This is a genomic window from Staphylococcus sp. HMSC068C09 (genome assembly GCF_001813735.1).
GTDB classification, from domain to species: domain Bacteria; phylum Bacillota; class Bacilli; order Staphylococcales; family Staphylococcaceae; genus Staphylococcus; species Staphylococcus hominis.
Genome location: NZ_KV813778.1, coordinates 81,228 through 101,996, shown reverse-complemented (window position 1 = coordinate 101,996; position 20,769 = coordinate 81,228). Strand labels below are relative to the sequence as shown.

Genomic DNA, 20,769 nt, shown 5'->3' with positions numbered 1-20,769 from the left:
TATTTTTTCTTTCATTTAATATTATCTTAATGAATGCGTTAAACACTTTAATAAGGGTATGCTATCATCTTAATATTTAGTCAGTTTTAAAAATGTAAATATTCAGTTAAAAATAGTATAAAATTATAAAAAAGTTAATAGAATATCAATATTTTCTCGAATAAATTATTGATTATTTCAAATTAATATCGACAAATTTAATTACCTTACATTTATTAATAGTAAATCGATAAATATTTACTTCTTATTTACATTTACTTAAAACTCTCATGTTAGTTTATAAGTAAACATTGCTATGACTCTAGGAGGACATAAATGGATAAATCTATGGCTAAACCTGTTAAAATTGCAGTTGGCATTTATCTTTCTTTAGTTTTACTGGCTTGTTCTAGTTATCTCATCTTTATTTTGATTGGCAGTCTACAAGGAAATGACATGAGTAATTCTGTATTAGATACTGATCATCGTTATATCAACAACAGTTCTCAATCTTCTCACGAGACAATCAATAAAAACAAATCACCACATTCGACTTCAAATTTTACTGAAATAGAAAAAGAAGATGCCCTATCTTCACATAACGATACTATTAATACTGAATATAAAGAAACAGATACTAACTCTAGAGAATAATACAAGTTAGTATCTGTTTTTATGTTTATATAAAATGCGAATTAATATGTTACTTACTGCTAGACTATTAATAAGTGACATGTTTTTATTGAATTTTGCTGAAATTTTACAACCTAAATATTCGATTTTCATTGTATTTCAAATTCTTAGAATGATATTCATTTTACTCATTATTTTATTATTATCTTTTTAAAAAAACAGCCTAGTCATGTGTGCTATCATAGATGTTTCATTCTTTATTCAAGTGCTTTTAAAAATAACACCAATGTTCAAACTAGTATTTAATCTTTTCCCATTATATTTTTCAGTTGTGTAAAGAACTTTTGACGTTCTGGTAATGGGAAAATAGGATAAATATGGAATAAGTTATAACCAGGTGTAAAATCATGTTTAATTCCTTTATCATTTAACATTTTAGAGAGCTTTAATGCATCTGGATATAACGTTTCTTTTGTGCCTATAAAAATAGATATACGACCAAGACCCTCTAAATCTCCGTTAATTGGCGATATTTTATAGTCTTCTATTGGCGTATCACCAGACCATAATTGAATGAAATATTTACTTCCTTCAATTCCTAGCATAGGATCTACTTTTTCATACTTTTTAGCTTCAGGATTACTAAATGTTGCATCAAGAACTGGAGACAGCATCACAATATGTCCTGGTTGTGGTAATTGTGTTTCTTTTTTAAGATATTGTGCAAATGATAAAACGATTTGACCGCCTGCTGAATCTCCCATTATCGTCATATGTTGCGGATTTTCAACTTCCAATATTTCTTTTTGATAAATATTTTTTAGTAATTCAAATGTTGTTCGATAGTCTCTGTGAGGTACTTTAGGATAAACAGGCATAATCACTCGTGCATCCAATTCTCCTGCAAGTTGATCAATAAAATCAAAATGATTATCTAATGGATCTTGGAACCAAGCACCACCATGAATGTAAAGCACAACATCTTGATGAGGTTCTCTTTTATCATTAACTATATATGTGACAGATCCATTAATACTTCTAGTATGCGCACGATGTTTAAATTCATAATCCGTCCCATCATATTTACCAGCTGTTAAAGGTTTAACTTCCTCTAATGCTTTTTTAGCATCATTCGTATTTTCAAATGTTTTTTTTCATTCCAGACATACGAATATATTTTTCAGTAATAAAGCTTTGATAACTGCGTTTTTCTTTTACTTTAATGTAAGCTAAAGTTCCAAGAATTGCAGATGTCGCTACGGTTAATAATCGTTTTTTCATCTTTTGACCTCCTATACTCTATATTATTATATACCTCAGAGTCGTTATATTTTAGTAAATCGCTTATTCAACTTTTAAATATTTAAAAAAGTAGTGATAAGTGCTATTCTAAATATAATTATCAGAATTTTTATTCTATTTTAGAAAGTAGGTTATGCTGAATGAAAAGAAATAAAATTGTGCTGATTGGTAGTGGATTCGTAGGTTCTGCGTTTGCACATGCAGTTGTAGCTAAAGGACTAGTCGATGAACTAGCTATTATTGATATTGATGAAGATAAAGCAAAAGCAGATGTATGGGATTTAAATCATGCTACACCTTTTGGTGATAAGTTTGTAGATGTACATCTTGGTTCGTATAGTGATTGTAGTGATGCTGATATCGTCGTGATCTGTGCAAGTGCAAAATTAGATAAAGGTGACACACGTTTAAAATTATTAGAAGATAATGTGAATATCTTTGTGCCTATGATTCAAAAAGTCATTGCTCATGGTTTCGATGGTTATTTTGTACTTCCATCTAATCCAGTCGATATTATGAGTTATGTTATAAAACGTGTGTCTCAATTTCCTAAGAATAAAATTATTGGATCAGGAACTTCATTAGATACAGCTCGCTTCGAATTTTTCTTAAGTCGCACGTTTGATGTGGCACCACAAAATGTCTATGCGCCTGTTATTGGCGAACACGGCGATTCTCAAGTAGCTGTTTGGTCTCATGCTCAAATTGCCGGTGAACCTGTCCTTGATTTACTGAATAAAGGAGTAGACCAAACCACGTTCAAACAATCTATCGCTTCGCAAACCACTCAAGTGGGATATGATATTTACGTTCGAAAAGGTACTACAAACTTTGGTATATCATTAAGTTTAGTACGTATTGTAGAAGCTATTTTATTTAATAAAAATGTGATTATGAATGTTTCAAGTTATCTTGAAGGTGAATATGGACTAAATGACCTTTATATTGGAACGCCAACAGTGATTAACGGTAATGGTGCTGATCGTGTCATTGAACTGAAATTGGAAGAAGATGAACTTACTCGTTTCAAACAATCAAGTCATATTATTTTAGAGCATCAACAACGTGCTGATGCTCTCATTGAATCAATTTTAAATAAATAGTAATAAAAGAGCCTAAACACAACAATTCATTTATCGTGTTTAGGCTTTCTTAACTTATTTTAAACTCTCATGCATTAAACTTAATTGGTGCTCAAAATCTTGCATATCAATAAAACGCGCTTGTCGATGCATTTCTTTTCCGTCCAAAAATATTAAGTCCACTGGAACAGTAAATATAGATAGTTCTCCCGCAATAGCTTCTACATTAGATTGATTGATAACAGCAAAATGGACTTTAGAATAATCATTGACGATATCTTCAATTTGTGGCAATACCGCATGACATACTGAACAATGATTCCGCATAACATGAATCACTACTAATCGATGCGTTTGAATAAATTGATGAAATTGTTCAATACTTTCAATATTTTTAGTCATATTTTCACCTACTTATTTAATTTAACGGTCTCGTTCTCTTATACATACTTATTTTACGATGTTACACTTATTTTTTCATCTAAATCCTCTTGTTAAATACGTTCAACAATAGTTCAATGATTTTCTCTTCAAAATAGAATACATCTTATTAAATTAATGTTATAATGTTTGTGAAATAATTCACAATTTATATTGGAGGAATCAACATGAAAGCTTACATCTATGAAAAACCTGGCGTAGCTAAGCTCGTCGATAAAGAAAAACCAGTTGTTACGGAAAGTACTGACGCTATTATTAGAATGGTCAAAACAACAATTTGTGGTACTGACTTACATATTATTAAAGGAGACACACCTGAAGTTCCTCAATATACTATATTAGGTCACGAAGGTATTGGTATTGTTGAATCTGTTGGTTCGAATGTCAATAACTTCAAAGTCGGCGATAAAGTCATTGTGTCTTGTATCTCATCTTGTGGCAAATGTTATTACTGTAAAAAAGGTATCTATGCTCATTGTGAAAATGGCGGTGGATGGATATTAGGTCATCTTGTTGATGGTACGCAAGCAGAATATGTGAAAGTCCCTTTTGCAGATAATTCTTTATATCATGCTCCTACTTCTTTACCTGATGAAGCACTCGTGATGCTTTCAGATATTTTACCGACTGGTTATGAAATTGGTGTATTAAAAGGAAAAGTAAAACCTGGTAGCACTGTTGCTATTGTAGGTGCTGGACCAGTTGGATTAGCTTCTTTATTAACTGCTCAATTCTACTCACCTTCAAAAATAATTATGATTGATTTAGATGATCATCGTTTAGCTACAGCCAAAAAATTTGGAGCGACTCATACAATTAATTCTAGTAATGTGAATGAAGCAATTAAACAAATCAAAGATATCAATCATCGTGGCGTCGATGTTGCTATTGAAGCAGTTGGTATTCCAGCAACATTTGATTTATGTCAAAAGTTGATTGGCGTCGATGGAACAATTGCTAATGTTGGTGTTCACGGCTTACCCGTTCAATTTGATATCGAAAAATTATGGATTAAAAATATCAACGTTACAACTGGTTTAGTTTCTGCTAATACCACTGAAGAATTGTTGGAAGCACTCAAATCTAAAATCATTCAACCTGAACAACTCGTGACACATTATAGTAAATTAAGCGAAATTGAAAATGCTTATGACTTATTTAGAAATGCTACAGATCATAAAGCAATCAAATTATTAATTGAGAATGATATAACTAAATAATGTTGTGTATTAAATAAAAAATAAAAGAGAAAGATTTCTTTTTGAATTCGTCGCCCTACTATAGCAAAGAGAACTAGCATTGAAAACCTTGAGACAACACCTTTTCAATTCAGTCATCGACCGCCAATACATTAAAAATGCCTGAGACACATATGATGTCCCAGGCTTGTTTTATTATTTAATTGTCATAATACGCTTACCAGGATCTACTGAATCAACATCATCGAATGTTAATGTTTTATCATCTTGATTTGTAATAATCACTGGTGTGACAACACTTGGCGCATGTTCTTTTAAGTATGCTAAATTAATCTTCATTAATGGTTGACCTTGTGTAACAGGTTCATTGACATCAACTAAACTTTCGAAGCCTTCACCATTCAATTTCACTGTATCGATACCAATATGAATTAATACTTCAATTCCTGTATCAGATTCTAAACCGATGGCATGTTTCGTTGGGAAAATTGTTTTAACTGTACCATCAAATGGTGCTACAATTTCGCCTTTTTCAGGAACAAATCCAATACCGTCACCCATCATTTTTTCCGAGAATACTTTATCTGGAACTTCAGATAATGGAATGATATGACCCGTACCTGGTGCATAGATATCCGTTTCTTTTACCTCTTCCAACTGTACTGGCTCATCTGATGTATCTTCAGTCACAGTGGTTTCACTAGGTTTTGTGATGTCTCCATTCATAATGCGTGCCATATCATGTTTAATTTGATCTGATTTAGGACCAAAAATAGCTTGCATATTATTTCCTACTTCAAGCACCCCTGAAGCACCAAGAGCTTTTAGTCCTTCAACGTCTACTTTAGACTTATCATTGACTTCAACACGTAAACGTGTAATACAAGCATCTAAATGCTTGATATTTTCTTTACCGCCCATTGCATCTAACACATCAAAAGGTAATTTACTTGCAGATGTATTAGCTACAGAGGCTTGTTTATCTTCACGACCTGGCGTTTTAAAGTTGAATTTAACAATTAAGAATCTAAATACAACATAATAAATAACAGCGTAAACTAATCCTACTGGAATCACTAACCACCATGGTGTTTTATTTGGAAGAATACCTAATAAAACAAAATCTATGAATCCTCCAGAGAATGTATATCCTAGATGTAAATGTAGTAGATAAAGTGTTAAAAATGATAATCCATCAAGTACTGCATGAATAAAGAATAATAATGGTGCTACGAATAAGAATGAAAATTCTAACGGTTCAGTAATACCAGTTAAGAATGATGTTAAAGCTGCTGATAACATCAAACCTCCAACTACCTTTTTATTCTCAGGTTTAGCTGTTTGATAAATTGCTAATGCTGCTGCTGGTAATCCAAACATCATAACAGGAAATTCACCTTGCATGAATTTACCTGAAGTTAAATGAACACCTTCACGTATTTGCTCAATAAAAATACGTTGATCTCCTCGAATAATTTCTCCAGCTGCATTTTTCCAAGAACCAAATTCAAACCAGAATGGCGCATGGAAAATATGATGTAAACCAAATGGAATAAGTAATCGTTTAATAAATCCAAATAAGAATACTGCCAATCCAGTATTAGATTCTAACAAACCTGTACTAAATGCATTTAATCCATTTTGAATGAATGGCCAAATCCAAGCCATTGGGAAAGCTAAAATAAACGATGTCGTTGCCATCATAATCGGCACAAAACGTTTACCCGCAAAGAACCCTAAATACGATGGTAAGGAAATATTATAAAATTTGTTATAACACCAAGCTGCTAGAGCCCCTATAATAATCCCACCAAACACTCCAGTTTGAAGTGTAGGTATGCCTAAAACATTTGCGAATCCTTTAGATGGGTCTTCCAATTGTGCTGGCGTAACATTTAAGAATGCTCCCATTGTTTTATTCATAATAATAAATCCGACAAAAGCAGCAATGGCTGCTACACCATCTCCACCTGCTAGTCCTATTGCTACACCGAGTGCAAAAATGATAGGTAAGTTATCAAAAATAATACCACCAGCACCTGTCATCATGTTAGCAATATTTTGAATTACTCCATTTTTAATAAATGGAAGATAATGCTGTAATGCTTCACCTTGAAAAGCTGTTCCAATTGCTAGTAATAATCCAGCTGCAGGCAAAATTGCCACAGGTAACATCAATGCTTTACCAATACGTTGCAATTGTCCAAATAGCTTTTTAAACATTTTGATTCAATCCTTTCAATATATCTTTTTTACGCATTAAAAAAGCATGACCAAATAAGCCCATCATTTATGACAAAAATAATGATAGCTTATCTGCTCATGCCTAATCGAATAGTAACACGCAGTTCTTTTTTAACAATTTAATTATACCTATAATATAAAACGTTTTCAACATCTTTTTTATTAATTATACCTATAATATAAAACGTTTTCAATATCTTTTTTACTAATATTTTACATTTTTTATAATTTAATTATTTATAAAAAAAACACTGACAAAAGCATTACTTTCGTCAGTGTTTCGAATCTATGTCTTATAAGAAACGTTTAGCAGCTACAGAGATTGGTGGTACTTTATCGAAGTCAAATTCTTTGTCTTCTGTGATAGATCTGTAAGCCCATTTACCATAACCATATGCTTCTTCGTTAACGATTTGACCTGGTAATGGCGCAGCGTTTGGATCAACATGTACATCAACAACAGTTGGTACATTTTCATTTAATGCTGCTTCAACAATTTCATCAATACGGTTAGGGTCTTTTAATACATAACCTTTACCACCAGCAGCTTCAGCGAATTTAGCATGATCCATATCAGAGAAGTCGATGGCATATTCTAATTCACCAGCAGCTTGTTGTTCATATTTGATGAATGATAATTGTTTGTTATTTAATACGAAAATTGTCATTGGTAAATCGTATTGAACAGCAGTTGCGAAGTCTTGCATTACCATTTGGAATGCACCGTCACCAGTAATTGCAATTGCTTGACGACCTGGGTAAGCAATATTAGAAGCAAGGGCACCTGGAAGACCGCAACCCATTGTACCTAACCATGCTGAGATAATAAATTTATTATTAACATTTAAGTCTAAGTAACGTGTACCCCAAACAGTTGAAGTACCAACATCGATTGAGTATACAGCGTCATCTTTACTGTAATCATTGATAGCTTTCATTAAGCGTTCTGGACGAATTGGAGCACTTGTATTATTCATGTCTTTTTCCATCCATTTATCCCATACAGCTTTACGTTTTAACGTCTTGTCTAAGAATGAACGACGAGGTACTGGTTTGATTGCTTCAGTTAATTGATGGAATGCTAATTTAACGTCGCCAACAATACCAACATTAATATCGAAACGTTCACCGATTACGTTTGGATTTGTGTCGATTTGAATCGCTTTAATATTTTTCTTAGGTAAGTAATTTGCATAAGGGAAGTTAGTACCAGCCATAATTAATAAATCAGCATCTTGAATAGTTTGGTAAGACGTTTTTGTACCAATTTTACCTAAGTTACCCACACTGTATGGATGTGAATCAGGTAAAACAGTTTTAGCTGGTAATGTATGAATTACAGGGATTTTAGCTGCTTCAATGAAGTCTTGTAATTCAGTTGAAGCATTTTTTGCACCTACACCAACAAGCATAACTGGTTTTTTACTTTTGTTAATTAATTTGGCAGCTTTTTTAATGCTACGATAAGATGGTGTTGGTAACACTGGTCTAGACGTATCTACTGGACGATGTGTAGTGTCTTTAATTTTTTGAGTTAATAGGTCATTTGGACAAATAATAACTGCTACACCATTTTTTTCATATGCAGTACGAATCGCTTCATTTGTAATTTCAAATAAGTCATCACCTTTTTGAACTTGGTGATGGAATACTGCTACGTCGTCAACCATTTTAGAAATGTTAGTTTCTTGGAAGAATTTTGTACCTAATAATGTACTATTCGTTTGACCTGTAATAATAAGTTGAGGTACACGGTCCATTTTAGCGTCATACATACCATTTAATAAGTGAACAACCCCAGGTCCACCAATACTTAAAGCTACACCGATTTTACCTGTTAACTTTGTATATGCTGCAGCTGATAAGCTTGCAACTTCTTCATGACGTACATGATAAAATTTGAAAGTATCTCTAACTGTTCTTAAATTATCTACTACTGCATCAACTGAGTCACCTGGAATACCCCATAAGTGATCAATATCCCAAGCTTGTAATGCTTTAACTAATGCTTCATTTGCTTTAATTTTCGCCATTGATTAAATAGCCCCTTTCCTAAATATACATTTTATTTCTGTATTCCCTTTAGTAAAACAACTTAATCATAATTGGAATAAGAATTGAACTAATAACTGCTGTTAAAATCATTCCAATTGAGCTAAATGCGCCAGATTCGATGTCGTGTTCTAACGCTTTTGCAGTTCCAAAAGCATGTGATGCATTTCCGTATGTTAAACCTCTCGCGATTGATGTTTTAAATTGACCAACCTTAAGTAGCATTGAACCCATCATACTACCTATCAATCCAGTAGTAATGATAAACAGTACTGTAATCGTATCTGTACCTCCAAGTTCTTGAGAAACTTCAATTCCTACAGCAGCTGTGATTGATCTAGGTAATATAGTTACGATTGTTTCTTCTGAGTAACCTAATAACTTTAACGAACTAAACACTAACACAAAATTCAATATCACGCCAGCCATGACGCTTGAAAAAATGACCCCAATATTTTCTACAATCTTATCTTTATTTTTATAAAGTGGATAAGCAAGACATACAACAGTGGCATTTAATAGATGGTTAATCCATTGACCGCCAATCATGTAATCGTGATAGTTTTGACGTGTTAAAAGTAAAACAATAATTATTCCAAGTGAACCGATTAATGCTGGATTCAATAATGGGTTATTATATTTACGTTGTAATATTTGAGCAAGTTTATACATTACAACAGTTAATAATATCATTAAAACGCCTTTTAATATATCCATTTTTAATGATTTCCTTTCTTAGTATGAGGTTTTTTCTTAGACATTGTTTCAGCAATAAATCCAGAAACAAGTGCCACACAGCTTGTACCAATAATAATCAAGAGGAAGAAAATAATATAACTTGTAGTGATATTAGAAACAATATCCATAATTCCTACAACTGAAGGAATAAAGAAGAAGACCATTGTGGTTAATAAGAAGTCGGCTCCTTTAGAAACCCATTCAACGCGAATAATTTGAAAATGTAATAAAATATAAAATAATATCATACCGATAATACTTCCTGCTAATGGTATATGTAGCCATTTTTGTAGCAGTGAACCTATAATACTAATCGCTACCACCAATACGATTTGAAGAATAATCTCTATAATATTTAATGCTTTTTTCAAAACGACTGACCTCCATAAATTTGTCGAATTTGTTACAGCGATTTTTTAGTCTATATTCAAAATTGTAATCTATATTGACAGATTATAAAAATATTGATTTTATATATAACTTATAGTTATTTTCTATGGAACCGTTTTAAAAATAAAAAATAGTGAGAGAACCTACGTTAAGGTTTTTCACTATTTATAAAAATGAACCGTTTACTTGTTTTCCAATCTCTCAGTCATAAATTTTATCCATTTAGACGTTGCATAACTTAAAAGTTTATCTTTTTTCCAAATTGCTCCAAGTTCCCAGCTCATACCTGAGTCTTCAATTTTTATACTTTTAATCTCATCTTTTAACATCTTGGCAATATGTTCTGGTAAAATACTAACGCCTAATCGTGCTATTACTAAATATTCAATGAAATTCCATTGTGATACATTGGACACTGTATTTGGGATAAAACCAGCATTTTTTGCAGCAGCTATAATTTTATCATTAAGATAAAAGTCCTCATTGAATAATATAAAATCTTCATTTTTCAAGTCAGCCATAGTAACAGATGAACGCTTAGCTAACTGATGTTCTTCACTCACTATAAGTCTTAAATCTTCACTATATAAAGACACATAATCAAATGTGTTCTCATCTATAGGAATGGTCGTAATGCCAATGTCTATTTGATCGTTAACCAAACGATTTTCAATCGATTTACCCCCACTTTCATTAAGACTATAGGTAACGTTTGGATATAATTTATGAAACTCCGCTAAAATATTAATAAATTGTTGCATATCCATCACTGCTGACATTCCAATATTAATATGGCCTGTTTCTAAACCAAGCAAGCCATTAATTTCATTTGGAATATTATCATATAATGCTAAAATCTCTTCACATTTTTTATAAAACACTTTTCCTGCATCTGTAAGAACTAAATAACGCTTTTGTCGATCGAATAAAGGCATGTCTAATTCATTTTCAATATCTTTTATTGCTTTACTTATAGTTGGTTGAGCAATATATAAAGATTTAGAAGCATTCGTCATACCACCTTGATTCACAACTTCCATAAAATATTTCATATGCTTGATATCCAATTGCTCACCTTCTTAAAAAATTCTTTTTTTATTATACATTATTTTTGTAAGAAAAATGTAAATTCATTAGATTTTGAATTCATTCGATAACTTACTCAAATATGTATACTTTATGGAAAAATAATATTTATAAATAAATTATTTTTCATATAAACAAAACTATATTTTCAAATTACAAAAAATGTTATAATCAAAATCGGCTCAAACGAATATGAGGTGATGAATTGAGCTTTTACGAATTTATGCAAAATTTTATAGGCGATGACACACCATTAGGTGAATTGGTAAATTGGATTAATCAAGATAACACTTTTCCTAAAGACGTGAAGAGCCAAAACGAAATATTGCTATATTTTCGAACAAATCCGTGTCTTGAAAACATACCGGTGACTAGTGTTAAAAGAGCATTAGCTGTTTTTAACCAATTCACAGATGTATGATTTCAACAAAATGTAGTTATACATTACATGGAAGTATCATCTCACTAAGGCGCCCTCGGGGCGTCTTTTTTATGCACAAATTTAGCTACAATATATTACGTATATTTCAGAAGTATTACAGTTATTTGTATAATTCATTCCTTATATTGTATTACAACTTTTTAAATAATATTATTATTTTAGATTTTAAATTATTTAATTTTTGAGGAGAACTTAATGAAAATTAAAACATTCATTTTACGTCTAATATTAGCTACGACAATTATTTTTACTGGCACTTATACATATCAAAATGTTGAACATACACATACTTCTGAAGCAGCTGGTTATAACTATTATAATAAATATCAATGTACTTGGTGGGCATATAAACGCCGTGTTCAATTAGGTAAACCGGTTTCAAATCAATGGGGCAATGCAAAAAACTGGTACTATAGAGCTCAACGTGCTGGTTATAGAACAGGACATAAGCCTAAACGCTATGCTATTATGCAATCATCTGCAGGATATTACGGTCATGTTGCCATCGTTGAACGTGTTTACAGTAATGGAAAGATTCTTGTTTCAGAATATAATTATAACCGTCCACTAGCATACAGTACGCGTTATATTAGTGCATCTGCTGCGCGTAATTACAATTACATTTATTAATTGACACAACATAATAAGCCATGAAAGTTTAGTGATGGAATCTCTTCCATTTCTAAATTTTCATGGCTTATTTTTAAGATTGGCGTATTGATTTTAAAATGCGTTCTGCCGCTTCAGTATTTGCTTTAGGTTCTTGTTTGAGTTGCTCAGCAACTTTTGAAATTTCTTCACTTTTAGCGCCTACAACAATCGCTAATGATTTATATTGCAAACTCATATGTCCTTTTTGAATACCTTCTGAAACAAGGGCTCTACAAGCTGAAAAGTTCTGTGCTAAACCTACTGCAGCTACTACATGTCCTAATTCTCTAGCAGACTCAACGTTGAGTAAGTCTAAAGACGCTTTCGCAACTGGTAATACTTTCGTTCCTCCGCCAACAATGGCTAAAGTCATCGGTACTTCAATTGTGCCCACAAGACGTCCTCGGGCTTCATCATATTTCCACGTAGCAATACCTCTATACTGACCATCGCGTGCTGCATAAGCATGCGCACTTGCTTCAGCACCTCGTGTATCATTACCTGTAGCTAGAACAACGGCATGAATTCCATTCATGACTCCTTTGTTATGTGTTGCTGCCCGATGAATATCGACTTGTGCAAGCACTGACGCACGTTCCATTCTCTTAGCTACTTCTTCACCAGAATAATCGCCGCGATTTAAATCATTGATATCAATCTCACCTTCTACCCTTACAACAGAAGACGTTGCTTGATTAGATAAGATACTCATTAATATCTCTTGATCTGTTAACTCATTTTTTAGATAGGCTGTCACTGCTTCTAAAATGGTATTAAGCATATTTGCACCCATCGCATCTTTAGTATCAACAAATACTTTAAGAGACAATAACTGTTCATTAGGAAATGCATCTATGTCAATACCACGATAACCACCTCCACGATGGATGATAGAAGGATAGGCTTCATCTGCAATACGTTTAATTTGGTTTTCTTGTTTTTGAATACGTTGTGTTAAGTCTTCTGTATCTTTAACATCATCAAATACGATTTGTCCGATCATCAAGCGTTCACTTTTTATCGTTTTAAATCCTCCAGTTTGGTTAACAAGTTTCGATCCATAACTCGCAGCAGCAACAACTGATGGCTCTTCAACCATCATAGGTACCACATATTCTTTCTCATCTACGATAATTTTAGGTAATAACCCAACTGGTAACGTACCCTGGCCAATGACATTTTCGATGAGACTGTTTGCCACTTCCTCATCAATAACTGGATTGCTTAATAATGTTTGATAATTCGTTTTATCTAACCATCCGTAGTCTACTAATTGTTTTAATTTATCTTCTCTTGATAAATGGCGAAAGTTTTTATCTAAACTTTTCATATTAATGTACTCCCTTTTCAATCATTAAAGCAATGCCTAGTCCTCCACCAATGCAAGCTGTTGCGATACCTGTATGTTGATGTTCTTGTTCTAAAGCATTCACAAGTGTTGTAACGAGACGTGCACCACTTGCGCCAATAGGATGTCCTAATGCAATGGCACCACCATAAATATTTAAAATGCTATCAGGAATTTTTAAATGATCCTTAACAGGTATACTTTGAGCTGCAAATGCTTCAGTCATTTCTATAATATCAATATCATTAATGTGTTGATGTGTTTTTTCTAATAATTTTTCTACTGCATAAAAAGGTGCATAACCCATGTATTGTGGATCGCAACCTACTTCAGCGTAATCGCCTACTATGCCAAGAATTTCAAATCCATGTTCTTTTGCAAATGTTGCTTCCATTAAAATAAGGGCAGATGATCCATCATTAATACTTGAAGCATTACCACCGGTGACTGTTCCATTCTCTTTAAATATTGTTTTCAAAGTAGATAATTTTTCGACACTACTATTTGGTCTTATACCTTCATCAGAAGTCATCTCATTACCTTCAGCGTCTGTCATTTTTATAATTTCATTATCAAATTTACCTTCTTCAACTGCCTTTGCAGCTTTAGCATGAGAATGGTTAGCAAACTCGTCTTGCATTTCACGTGTTACATGATATTTTTCGGCTATATTTTCTGCTGTGACACCCATTGGAACATAATGGAAAGCATCCGTTAATCCATCATGCATAAAACTTTCTACAGGATCTTCTCCGTCTTTTAAAATAAGTTTAGGTGCATTAGTCATACTTTCAACACCACCAACAGCAACGACTTTAGCTTCCCCTAACTGAATAAGTTGCTTCCCTAAAATAATTGCTTTCAGTCCTGAACCACATACTTCATTAATCGTCATCGCTGGAGTTGTATCAGGAATACCTGATTTAATAGCAATTTGTCGTGCAGAATTTTGTCCTATACCACTTTGTAAGACATTTCCGAAAATAACTTGTTCAATAAGAGCTGGATCGATATCAATTGATTCAATAGCTCCTTTTAAAGCTGTTGTACCTAGTTCAACAGCTGAATAATTTCTCAATTTCCCTTTATATTTGCCAATTGGTGTTCTTTTAGCACTTACAATAGCGATTTGTTTCATTCTTTATCTCCTTGCCTGTAATATAGATATAATTGTATTTTAGTAATTTATTTTGGTAAAATACAGAGTATTGTATTGTTAAAATTAGACTATTCGAAAGGATGACATGCCTGTGAATATAGGTATCGATAAAATCAATTTTTATGTCCCTAAATACTATGTAGACATGGCGAAGCTTGCAGAGGCTCGTCAAGTTGATCCAAACAAATTTTTAATTGGGATTGGACAAACACAAATGGCAGTAAGTCCAGTATCTCAAGATATCGTATCAATGGGAGCCAATGCTGCTAAAGATATTATAACAGAAGATGATAAAAAACATATTGGAATGGTTATCGTTGCTACTGAATCTGCTATCGACAACGCTAAAGCCGCAGCAGTTCAAATTCACCATTTATTAAATATCCAACCTTTTGCACGTTGTTTTGAAATGAAAGAAGCTTGCTATGCAGCTACACCTGCAATTCAACTTGCTAAAGATTATCTTGCAAACCGTCCTAACGAAAAAGTATTGGTCATTGCAAGTGATACAGCACGTTATGGTATCGAGTCAGGCGGTGAACCTACACAAGGTGCTGGTGCAGTGGCAATGTTAATTTCACATCAGCCTCGCATTTTACAATTAAACAATGATGCTGTTGCTTATACAGCAGATGTGTATGATTTCTGGAGACCGACTGGTTATAAATATCCACTTGTTGCAGGCGCATTATCAAAAGATGCATATATTGAATCATTCCAAGAAAGTTGGAAAGAGTATGCACGTCGTGAAGATAAATCATTATCCGATTTTGAATCATTATGTTTCCATGTGCCTTTTACTAAAATGGGCAAAAAAGCATTAGATTCTATCATTAATGATACTGATGAAACGACTCAATCTCGATTAACGTCTGGTTATGAAGATGCTGTATACTATAATCGCTATGTAGGTAATATATATACTGGATCACTTTATTTAAGCTTAATTTCATTACTTGAAAACAGAACTTTAACTCCCGGTCAAACAATTGGATTATTTAGTTATGGTTCTGGGTCTGTGGGAGAATTCTTTAGCGCCACAGTAGTGGAAGGTTTTGAACAACACTTAGATAAAAAAGCACATCAAACTTTATTAAATGAGCGTCAAGAAGTATCTGTAAAAGAATACGAGTCGTTCTTCAGACGTTTTGATGATTTATCTTTCGATCATGAGATTGAAAACGTAGAAAACGATAAAAATATCTTTTATTTAGAAAAGATTGAAGATGATATTAGATATTATCATTCTCCTGAATAATGTATATCACTCAGATATTAAAAAAGGTGGGACGACGAACTCAAAATGAATTCGTCATCCAATCTCCCCAACACATTATAAACGCCTAAGATAACGAATTATGTCTTAGGCGCCTTTTATTTATGGTTTAGTTGTGTATAATGGTCGATATAATTGACTCATATTCACATTTTCAATTTCTAACAATTTAATTTTATTATCAATTGTTCCACCATATCCTGTTAAACTACCATCTTTTCCTACAACGCGATGACAAGGAATAATAATAGAAATTGGATTTTTTCCTACCGCTCCACCTACAGCTTGTGCAGACATTTTTGGTTTGTTTAATAATTGACCGATATGTTTGGCAATCGTTCCGTAAGTAGTAAGCTCTCCATATGGAATCGTATTAAGATAAGCCCATACTTCTTGTTGAAAAGGTGTACCATGAGGTTGTAAAGGAAAATCAATCTCTGGATTATTTCCTAAGAAATAGTCATCAAGCCATCGTTTTACTTTTTTAAAAATATATAATTCATGATTTGTAGGAAAACGTAAATGTGTGTATTGATATAAATATTCTAATTGCGTCACTACTTCTCCGTCTGTAATGATTTCTAAATTACCTACTGGAGATTGATAAAGCATTGAATAAGACATATAGCTTCCTCCTTACTCTATTGTATTGTAATAAAAAATAAGAAGCGAGACTGAATTCATTTGAATTCCTCTTCTCGCTCCCATTAATCCATTCTGACACATTTATTAATAACTTTTTAATACTAAGTTTATTTTAATAACACAATAATTCTTAATTGAAGTTATATAATTCATAACCTTTATCTTTAGCATATTCTAATGCTAAAATTTCTAATATATTGATAAACGCTGGCTCATCTTTCACATTTACATATTGGAATTTTAATCCATAATCTTCAGCTGTGATTGATTTAATATCGTCTTCGCTTACACCTTTTTGTTGAGCTAAGCCTTTTTTAAATTTTGTTGTGCCTACACCAGATTTTAAGTTATATTGTCCCATTTTATTAAATAAGTCTTTCGTAATAGGTTGATAACCTGTTGAATATCCTCCAGTTTGACCTACAAATATTGGTGTTTTTTTATCAAAAATAACATATACACCAAATTTATCTTGAACTTTTTCACGATCTTGTTTACTAAATGATAAAGCATTATTTTTGTCATACTTAAATAATTTTTTAAGTTGCTTTTTATTATCTTCTTTAATTTGATCTAATCTTTTACTACCTTTCATATTATACCATCCTCCAGTATAGAGTATTTTTATCTTTTATCGAATTAACATTGAATCATTCTATAAAGAATACTATTTTTCTATAATTTTTTAATTTTTATTTATAATTCTAATTAATTTCTTTAAATTTTGTATACCCTATTCATCCTAGTTAAAACTTTTCTATATTGTAAATTATTTAATGCTAAACATAAAAAATCATTTCTTTTATTAAATTATAATTTATTAGTTATTCTCTATTTATTTATAGATATTTCTATTCTATAATCATATATTATGTATCTCTATATAAATATTTTATAGTTTACATGTTAGGGGAGAAAGACATGAATGATAAAGATTTAAGAGTGATAAAGACTAAGAAAGCGTTAACGAGTAGTTTATATGCTTTACTAGAAATAGAACCCTTCTCTTCTATTACAGTTCATAAAATTTGTGAAAATGCTGGTATTCATCGTACTACATTTTATAAACACTTTTATGATAAATATGAACTACTCGTCTATTTACTTGAAGTCATTGGAAAAAATTACTTTGCAATTGATATTAAGGAACGTATTAATCGTCCGTTTCAAGTTTTGTCTAATTCATTAAATCGTGAAACATTGTCTAGAATCGAATACATGCAAGAAGAAGATAATGAATACAACAAAGTTAGAAATCAGTTTCTTATAGATATTATCAAAAATGATTTTTATGAAAATATGGATCGGATAGCACTTGAAGAAACCATTCCTAAAAGCTTAGTTTTCTATGTTTTTGGTTCAATTATAGATGGTTTTTTAGAGTGGCAAAAAAATGAGGAGACAACACTTACACCTAAAGAAATGGATGAAATTTTTCATAAATTAGTTAATATTAAAACGATTAATTAATGATCAAACAATCGTTATATCGTTTTAGTAAATAAAACCCGTCGAATTAATTCAACGGGTTTTATTTATTATTAATTATTGTTTTTTATATGATTTAATTTTAATTCATTTAACTCGCTAGATGCATTAATATCACAACTACAATCTGTATCACAACCACCACATTTTCCTTGAGTAGAGCGATTAAAGAATTTATATAATGTATACGCAGCGTAACCAAAAATAGCAACAAAAATGATTACGTTTATTAATAAAGTCATTGTCATCATCCTTATATAAATAGTTTTGTTATTTGATAAAATGCAAATGTTAATATATACGCTGTAAAAATTGGATAAATTAATGCTGTAAGTGTCCATTTCCATGATGTTGTTTCTTTACGAATTGTTGCAACAGTTGAAATACATGGCACATATAATAATATAAAAATCATAAAGGCATAGGCAGATAAAGGTGTGAACTGTTGTTGAATGACATTCACTAAACCACCTTCACTAGAAGAATACAGGATAGCCATAGAACTTACAATGACTTCTTTGGCTAAGAATCCTGGAATTAACGTAGCGCCTGCTTGCCAACTACCAAATCCTAATGGAGCAATTAGATGTCCAAAGAATTCTCCAATACTATGCATGAAGCTTTCATCAATCTGTACATTCACCCCATGAGGACCGATGTAACTCAATGCCCAAATGACTACAGAACCACCAAAAATAAATGTACCTGCTTTTTTAACAAATCCTTTTGCTTTTTCCCAAGTACTTCTCCATAACGTTTTAACTGATGGCACTCTATATGTAGGTAGTTCTACAATAAATACGGAATTCTCACTTTTAAGAATAAACTTGTTAAGTAATGTACTTACAATTAATGCCACTACAATTCCTAATACATATAAACTTAGCACTACAAGAGATTGATACTTTTCAAAAAATACTCCTACAAAAATAGCATATACTGGCAATCGCGCCGAACATGACATGAAAGGTGCAATTAAAATAGTGATTAGTCTTTCTTTTTCATTTTCAATACTCCGTGTTGCCATAATACTAGGTACATTACAACCAAATCCAATAATCATTGGAATAAATGATTTACCACTTAATCCTATTGATTCCATTGTTCTATCCATTAAAACTGCAATTCGTGCCATATATCCTGAATCTTCTAAAAGTGAAATAAAGAAGAATAATACAATAATTTGTGGCACAAATACTAAGACTGAACCTACTCCAGCTACAATACCATCTGTAATCAAATTCTGTAGAAATGGCGCAACATGTATATAATGCATGCCTGCCTTTAACCAGTCTGTGAGCGGTCCGCTAAAGAAAGCATCGAGCTGATCTGATAATGGTGTTCCTATCCAAGTAAAGGTCGTTTGAAAAATCAGCCACATAATGACTAGAAATATTGGAATACCTAAGTATCTATTCATTATTATTTTATCGAGTTTTTCAGTTAAAAATTGCTGTTCTTCATTCGGATATTCAACGACACCATCTAATAGACGATCAATGTATTGATTTCGAATTATTTCAATATGTTGTCGTATTGATATATCTAAGTGTTGACTTAACTTCTCTTTAATAGGTTCAATTTGTTCGGAAATGACTGAAGGTAGTTCTCGCTCGATTTCCGGATTGTCTAATAAATACTGAATTGCTATAAAGCGTAAACGTTTTGAAGGATATTCTGTATGTGCTTGAATGATAGAAGTCATTTGCTTAATCGCATCTTCAGTTTCTTTACCATAACTGATTTTGAAGTTACGTTTTTCTTTTGGATTTAAAAAAGACAATTCATTTAGCAATTCCTCCGTACCTTTTCCTTTACGAGCAACAATGGGAAATACAGGTACTTTCAGTTTTCTCATTAGACCTTCATATTTAATTTTAATACCTCTTTGCGTTGCCACATCTACCATATTTAATCCAATGATAATAGGTTCATTTAATTCCATTAATTGTATTGTAAGTTGAAGGTTTCTCTTTAATTGACTGGCATCAATAATGTTAATCATACCTGTAAATGTATTTGTCATCAGATAGTCTGTGACGATTGTTTCATCTTTAGAAATAGGTGATAAATCATAAATACCCGGTAAATCGATTAAATTGCCAATATCTTTCTTTAATTGTCCAACTTTCTTTTCAACTGTAACGCCACTCCAGTTTCCAATGTATTCATACGAACCGGTTAGTGCATTAAACAATGATGTCTTTCCTACATTTGGATTACCTAATATACAGAAGCTTTCGTGCATAGGCTTACTCCTCTAACATAATTAAACGTGCATCACGTTGACGAATGCTTACACATTGGCCATTAATTTCAACAACACTTGGTCCATTTAACAAGCACTTTTGTTTAATACTGATTTTACTACCTACATTTAAGCCAAAGGCACCTAAACGATATAGCATATTTTTATTTTGAATATCAATTTGTTTAACTACATACTTTTTATCTTTTGATGCAGTGCTTACATTTATCATTCCAGTCACACTTTCTATTTGTAATTAATAATCATTCTCAACACTTAAATGATAACCTTTTTCACTTACTTTTACAATCATTTATTTATTCATTTTTCATAAATTTTATATACGATTCATACATTGTTTAGCGT

Annotated in this window: 20 protein-coding genes and 1 pseudogene; 7 read left to right on the top strand and 14 right to left on the bottom strand. The window is 32.0% G+C overall.

Annotated elements, in window-relative coordinates; genetic code table 11:
* The first annotated feature begins 327 nt into the window (after positions 1-327).
* Positions 328-633 carry a hypothetical protein gene (locus tag HMPREF2930_RS09990; protein ID WP_048762467.1) on the top strand — a complete coding sequence of 102 codons (306 nt, stop codon included), beginning with the start codon at positions 328-330 and terminating at the stop codon, positions 631-633.
* Positions 634-914: 281 nt separating this feature from the next.
* Here the strand turns inward: HMPREF2930_RS09990 and HMPREF2930_RS09985 are convergent.
* A pseudogene (locus HMPREF2930_RS09985) lies at positions 915-1,893 on the bottom strand (alpha/beta hydrolase fold domain-containing protein).
* 161 nt (positions 1,894-2,054) lie between these two features.
* Here HMPREF2930_RS09985 and HMPREF2930_RS09980 point away from each other — a divergent pair.
* Entirely contained in the window at positions 2,055-3,017 is a 963-nt protein-coding gene (locus tag HMPREF2930_RS09980; protein WP_017175065.1) for an L-lactate dehydrogenase, read from the top strand.
* 54 nt (positions 3,018-3,071) lie between these two features.
* On the opposite strand, the gene HMPREF2930_RS09975 is transcribed toward HMPREF2930_RS09980, so the two are convergent.
* On the bottom strand, positions 3,072-3,398 hold the full coding sequence (locus HMPREF2930_RS09975; RefSeq protein WP_017175066.1) for a thioredoxin family protein: 327 nt from the start codon (positions 3,396-3,398) through the stop codon (positions 3,072-3,074).
* 206 nt (positions 3,399-3,604) lie between these two features.
* Between HMPREF2930_RS09975 and HMPREF2930_RS09970 the strand changes: the two genes are divergently transcribed.
* On the top strand, positions 3,605-4,657 hold the full coding sequence (locus HMPREF2930_RS09970) for a zinc-dependent alcohol dehydrogenase family protein (RefSeq protein WP_070597397.1): 1,053 nt from the start codon (positions 3,605-3,607) through the stop codon (positions 4,655-4,657).
* Between the two features lie 174 nt (positions 4,658-4,831).
* Here HMPREF2930_RS09970 and ptsG read toward each other — a convergent pair whose 3' ends face one another.
* From ptsG to HMPREF2930_RS09945, 5 genes are all read right to left on the bottom strand, one after another.
* The gene (ptsG, locus tag HMPREF2930_RS09965; RefSeq protein WP_017175068.1) at positions 4,832-6,859 is read right to left on the bottom strand and encodes a glucose-specific PTS transporter subunit IIBC; all 2,028 of its coding nucleotides are present in this window, start codon (positions 6,857-6,859) and stop codon (positions 4,832-4,834) included.
* A gap of 314 nt (positions 6,860-7,173) precedes the next feature.
* Positions 7,174-8,913, bottom strand: a complete 1,740-nt coding sequence (locus tag HMPREF2930_RS09960) for a pyruvate oxidase (protein WP_017175069.1) — start codon at positions 8,911-8,913, stop codon at positions 7,174-7,176.
* 49 nt (positions 8,914-8,962) lie between these two features.
* The gene (locus HMPREF2930_RS09955) at positions 8,963-9,649 is read right to left on the bottom strand and encodes an LrgB family protein (RefSeq protein ID WP_002449420.1); all 687 of its coding nucleotides are present in this window, start codon (positions 9,647-9,649) and stop codon (positions 8,963-8,965) included.
* Positions 9,650-9,651: 2 nt separating this feature from the next.
* Positions 9,652-10,041 carry a CidA/LrgA family protein gene (locus HMPREF2930_RS09950; RefSeq protein ID WP_017175070.1) on the bottom strand — a complete coding sequence of 130 codons (390 nt, stop codon included), beginning with the start codon at positions 10,039-10,041 and terminating at the stop codon, positions 9,652-9,654.
* A 201-nt stretch (positions 10,042-10,242) separates the two neighbouring features.
* Positions 10,243-11,127 carry a cidABC operon transcriptional activator CidR gene (locus HMPREF2930_RS09945; protein ID WP_017175071.1) on the bottom strand — a complete coding sequence of 295 codons (885 nt, stop codon included), beginning with the start codon at positions 11,125-11,127 and terminating at the stop codon, positions 10,243-10,245.
* A gap of 224 nt (positions 11,128-11,351) precedes the next feature.
* Here HMPREF2930_RS09945 and HMPREF2930_RS09940 point away from each other — a divergent pair, with 224 nt between their 5' ends.
* Both HMPREF2930_RS09940 and HMPREF2930_RS09935 read left to right on the top strand, forming a co-directional pair.
* Positions 11,352-11,567 carry a sterile alpha motif-like domain-containing protein gene (locus HMPREF2930_RS09940; protein WP_002454831.1) on the top strand — a complete coding sequence of 72 codons (216 nt, stop codon included), beginning with the start codon at positions 11,352-11,354 and terminating at the stop codon, positions 11,565-11,567.
* Positions 11,568-11,783: 216 nt separating this feature from the next.
* Entirely contained in the window at positions 11,784-12,218 is a 435-nt protein-coding gene (locus HMPREF2930_RS09935; RefSeq protein ID WP_017175072.1) for a CHAP domain-containing protein, read from the top strand.
* A 73-nt stretch (positions 12,219-12,291) separates the two neighbouring features.
* Here HMPREF2930_RS09935 and HMPREF2930_RS09930 read toward each other — a convergent pair whose 3' ends face one another.
* Both HMPREF2930_RS09930 and HMPREF2930_RS09925 read right to left on the bottom strand, forming a co-directional pair.
* On the bottom strand, positions 12,292-13,569 hold the full coding sequence (locus tag HMPREF2930_RS09930) for a hydroxymethylglutaryl-CoA reductase, degradative (RefSeq protein WP_017175073.1): 1,278 nt from the start codon (positions 13,567-13,569) through the stop codon (positions 12,292-12,294).
* A gap of 1 nt (position 13,570) precedes the next feature.
* Entirely contained in the window at positions 13,571-14,725 is a 1,155-nt protein-coding gene (locus HMPREF2930_RS09925; protein ID WP_017175074.1) for a thiolase family protein, read from the bottom strand.
* Between the two features lie 112 nt (positions 14,726-14,837).
* On the opposite strand from HMPREF2930_RS09925, the gene HMPREF2930_RS09920 reads away from it, so the two are divergent.
* On the top strand, positions 14,838-16,004 hold the full coding sequence (locus HMPREF2930_RS09920; RefSeq protein WP_017175075.1) for a hydroxymethylglutaryl-CoA synthase: 1,167 nt from the start codon (positions 14,838-14,840) through the stop codon (positions 16,002-16,004).
* A 120-nt stretch (positions 16,005-16,124) separates the two neighbouring features.
* Here the strand turns inward: HMPREF2930_RS09920 and HMPREF2930_RS09915 are convergent, their stop codons facing one another.
* Positions 16,125-16,646 (bottom strand): methylated-DNA--[protein]-cysteine S-methyltransferase, encoded by a 522-nt coding sequence (locus HMPREF2930_RS09915; RefSeq protein WP_017175076.1) that lies wholly within the window; start codon positions 16,644-16,646, stop codon positions 16,125-16,127.
* Between the two features lie 151 nt (positions 16,647-16,797).
* Positions 16,798-17,262: a hypothetical protein gene (locus tag HMPREF2930_RS09910; RefSeq protein WP_017175077.1), complete on the bottom strand. Its 465-nt coding sequence runs from the start codon at positions 17,260-17,262 to the stop codon at positions 16,798-16,800.
* A 326-nt stretch (positions 17,263-17,588) separates the two neighbouring features.
* On the opposite strand from HMPREF2930_RS09910, the gene HMPREF2930_RS09905 reads away from it, so the two are divergent.
* Positions 17,589-18,137, top strand: coding sequence for a TetR/AcrR family transcriptional regulator (locus HMPREF2930_RS09905; RefSeq protein ID WP_017175078.1), 549 nt, complete (start codon positions 17,589-17,591; stop codon positions 18,135-18,137).
* Between the two features lie 71 nt (positions 18,138-18,208).
* Here the strand turns inward: HMPREF2930_RS09905 and HMPREF2930_RS09900 are convergent, their stop codons facing one another.
* Genes HMPREF2930_RS09900 through HMPREF2930_RS09890 form a run of 3 tightly spaced genes read right to left on the bottom strand, consistent with a single transcriptional unit; the run spans position 18,209 to position 20,635 of the window.
* Positions 18,209-18,397, bottom strand: a complete 189-nt coding sequence (locus HMPREF2930_RS09900; protein WP_017175079.1) for a FeoB-associated Cys-rich membrane protein — start codon at positions 18,395-18,397, stop codon at positions 18,209-18,211.
* Positions 18,398-18,408: 11 nt separating this feature from the next.
* Positions 18,409-20,403: a ferrous iron transport protein B gene (feoB, locus tag HMPREF2930_RS09895; RefSeq protein ID WP_017175080.1), complete on the bottom strand. Its 1,995-nt coding sequence runs from the start codon at positions 20,401-20,403 to the stop codon at positions 18,409-18,411.
* A gap of 4 nt (positions 20,404-20,407) precedes the next feature.
* Entirely contained in the window at positions 20,408-20,635 is a 228-nt protein-coding gene (locus HMPREF2930_RS09890) for a FeoA family protein (RefSeq protein ID WP_002449375.1), read from the bottom strand.
* Positions 20,636-20,769: the final 134 nt, after the last annotated feature.